This window comes from bacterium (assembly GCA_040753555.1).
In the GTDB taxonomy this organism is placed as follows: domain Bacteria; phylum UBA9089; class UBA9088; order UBA9088; family UBA9088; genus JBFLYE01.
Window position 1 is genome coordinate 1 of the sequence record JBFMDZ010000231.1, and the last position, 2,908, is coordinate 2,908.

The 2,908-nt window shown below is 32.3% G+C and carries 3 protein-coding genes; all 3 read left to right on the top strand.

Annotation, left to right across the window (positions count from 1 at the left end; genetic code table 11):
* A partial coding sequence (locus AB1630_11785; GenBank protein ID MEW6104472.1) for a FlgD immunoglobulin-like domain containing protein occupies nucleotides 1-226 on the top strand: 226 nt, incomplete at its 5' end.
* 51 nt (nucleotides 227-277) lie between these two features.
* On the top strand, nucleotides 278-2,296 hold the full coding sequence (locus AB1630_11790) for a tetratricopeptide repeat protein (GenBank protein ID MEW6104473.1): 2,019 nt from the start codon (nucleotides 278-280) through the stop codon (nucleotides 2,294-2,296).
* 181 nt (nucleotides 2,297-2,477) lie between these two features.
* A partial coding sequence (locus tag AB1630_11795; protein MEW6104474.1) for a hypothetical protein occupies nucleotides 2,478-2,908 on the top strand: 431 nt, incomplete at its 3' end.

A 2,908-nucleotide genomic window follows, 5' to 3' on the forward strand; every position in this document is an offset into this window, starting at 1 on the left:
GCTAGCAAATGACTCAAATGTCTCCCTTGAAATCTATAACATCCTCGGACAAAAGGTAAGAACAATAGAAGCAGGACAAAAACCCAAAGGCTCATATACCCAAAAAGATAGGGCAATTTTCTTTGACTTAAAAAATAATGCTGGTCAAAACCTCTCCTCTGGATTATACTATTACAAAATAAAGGCAGATGATTTCTCTGCTATAAAATCAATGATGGTAAGATAAGCCTTTAAGTTTAACTTGCCTTTTTATTAAGGGGTAGATATAATAGGGTTTATGAAAAGGAAAAAAAGTTTTAAGAAGATAAAAATTTCAAAGGAAATAATCTTAATAATTACCCTTTTTATTTTTGCATTTTTTGTAAGACTTCTTTTAATAAAAGGGATAAGTGCTGCTGGAGATGATAGGGTAGCTTATTGCGAAGCAGCTTCTATTATTAGATATCAAGGATTTACAGGACTTTTAAATAGAGGAACAGACTACCTTTGGACATTTTCTATAGGATGGCCACTTATCTTGGGCTATATTCTTAAGATATTAGGATTGGAGTTTACAGGTGGAGATAGCGTTAGAGAAGCGTATCCTTGTATCATCAATTCCTTTTTTGGCTCAATAGCCGTAGTAATTACTTATTATTTCATAAAGCAATTTTGGAAAAGCCCTATCCCGGCTATTATTGGAAGCATTCTTTTTATCTATAACTTCTCTGATATGCAACTTTCAACTTCTGCTTTGGCGTGGACATCTGGTTTTGTCTTCTTTATCTTATGCATCTATGCAAGCTATAAGACAGTGGAAAATCCTGTTTGGTATAACTTTCTTTTCTTCTATCTTTCATTAGGGATTGCTATTCTTATTCGTTATCCAAATTATATTATTCCAGCTGTTATATTTCTGTGGATTCTTGTGTTCCATCGGAGTAGATTAAAATCACTGTTTCTAAGATGGGAACATATTGCCTTTTCTCCTATTGTTTTTATAATGATGATACCCCAATTGCTTTATAATAAGGTGTATCATAAGGGCTATTTTGTAACTGGCTACCAATATTACGAGCATTTTGAACAAATGAACTTGCTTAGCCAAAACTTTTTATTCAGGATAAAAAGCTTTTTTTTATTCTTTTGTTCATTTAGATTTATCTCGCCAATTATTATCTTCTTTGTTCTTTATGGACTTTATATCTTGATAAAAAGAAGGAATTTTCAAAAAATAGGGTTTCTTCTTATCTGGTTTACTACATTAAGCCTTGTTTATATCTTCACCATACCTTCGTGGGGACTTGGAAACTTTCCCTGGTTTTCTGGTTTTGTTCTTTTAATATTAGGAGCAGGGGGGATTTATTACTTCTCTTTACAATTTAGTTCAAAAACATGGCTTTTCTTCCTAATACTTATTTTAATAACCTCTCTTATCTTCATACCACATACTTTTATGAGCATTTATGTAAATATGTTTACAACCCATGATGTGGTTGATAAAAAAAATATAAACCTTTGTGAATTTTTTTCTCCATTTGCCAATTGGAGTAATCCTGGTTTCCCTATTCATTTTCCTACTCATATAGTTCCTGGGATACCCAATATTTCTTCCTTTTATATTCTTTCAGAAAGGCTTTTTCCTTTATTTATCTTTCTCCTGTTCATTTGGCTAATCTTACAAAGGTTTCTAAAAATATATTCTTTAGAAAAGATAAGTATATCTTTTGTCCCTATATGGATATTTTCTATTTTTATTCTATTTGCTTCTTTTATTTTCACCCTTTGGCTTAAAGGCTTTAGTGTAAAATTTGCAGAAAGGCGTAATTTATACCAAGAGGAGATAAAAGATTTTTATCAAAGAGCAAGATGGAAAGATTGCCTTAAAAAGATAGATGAATTTATTTCTTTATTTGGAGAGAAAGATTTACTTGCTATAAAAGGGGATTGTCTATACAATCTTGGAGATACAGAAAAGGCAATAGAGGTATGGAAAAAAGCAGCTCATTTTGTACCTAATATTGCTTATAATTTAGGGGTCATTTTATTTAATAAAGGAAGATTTAAAGAGGCAATAGAGTCATTGTATTCATTAACCAGTAATATAAAAATGGAAAAGTCTTCTTATTATGTAATGAAAACCCTTCGTCCAGATGTTATAGAGCTTGGATTTAAAGCCTGTTTTTTAGAAGCTGAATCCTATCTAAAACTGGAAGATTACAAAAAAGCAAGGGAATATTTTAAATTTGTAAAAGATAATGCACCATCTGATGAATTACGCAAACTATCTTTAGAAAGATTAAAATTTTTTCCTTGACAAGAATTAAGGTAATGTTGTATTCTTAAAATTAAGATGGAAAATATAAAAGTTATTTCCAGGCAGACAGGTCAGAGAGAGAGAGAGAGAGAGTAACTCGCCAAAAAGGTTTTCATATAAAATTTGCAGAAGCAGGTTCAATTTGCCTGCTTTTTTGTTTAAAAATGGAGGTGTCAGTGAAATGAAAAGACAAATCTTTGGATGTCTAATGGCTTTGGGGATGATTTGGGGAACAAGAGCAAGTGCGACAGATTTATATGTGCCTTCGCAATATGGCACTATAGCTGCTGCAATTGATGCCGCAACTACAGGAGACACAGTCTGGGTGGCAGATGGGACATATACTGGAACAGGGAATAAAAATTTAACTTGGAGTGGAAAAGATATTACGGTAAGGTCAGAGAATGGTCCGGAAAAATGTATTATTGACTGTGAATATAGTGGAAGAGGTTTTATTTTTAATAATCCAGGTCAAAATACCACTAGTATTATTAAAGGTTTCACCATTAAGAATGGACGTGGTGGCAATGGTGCTGGAATCTATTGTTCTAACTCTTCTCTAACTATTACAAACTGCATAATAACAGAAAACGCAACCCCTCATAATTGGTT